The sequence below is a fragment of the Vibrio sp. 03_296 genome, from assembly GCF_002265885.1.
This window is the reverse complement of the sequence record NZ_NPKW01001114.1, coordinates 1-513: the sequence shown is the minus strand read 5'-3', so window position 1 is coordinate 513 and position 513 is coordinate 1. Positions and strand designations below refer to the sequence as shown.

The 513-nt window shown below is 51.3% G+C and carries 1 rRNA gene; it reads right to left on the bottom strand.

Annotated elements, in window-relative coordinates:
• Positions 1 to 129 precede the first annotated feature (129 nt).
• A 23S ribosomal RNA gene (locus CIK04_RS30175) occupies positions 130 to 513 on the bottom strand; the annotation flags it as partial.

Below are 513 nucleotides of genomic sequence, written 5' to 3'. Positions count from 1 at the left end.
GAATGGGTTCAGGTGGGTCCAAAACGCTATGGTCGCCAAGCAAATTCTTAAAATTCGGAAAGCTGTTTGCGTTCTCTACACATTCAATTCGTTCTTGCTTTGAGTCCATCAAAACCCTTTGGGTGTTGTATGGTTAAGCCTCACGGGCAATTAGTACAGGTTAGCTCAACGCCTCACAGCGCTTACACACCCTGCCTATCAACGTTCTAGTCTCGAACAACCCTTCAGGATACTTAAAGTATCAGGGAAGACTCATCTCAGGGCTCGCTTCCCGCTTAGATGCTTTCAGCGGTTATCGATTCCGAACTTAGCTACCGGGCAATGCGTCTGGCGACACAACCCGAACACCAGAGGTTCGTCCACTCCGGTCCTCTCGTACTAGGAGCAGCCCCCTTCAATCTTCCAACGCCCACGGCAGATAGGGACCGAACTGTCTCACGACGTTCTAAACCCAGCTCGCGTACCACTTTAAATGGCGAACAGCCATACCCTTGGGACCGACTTCAGCCCCAG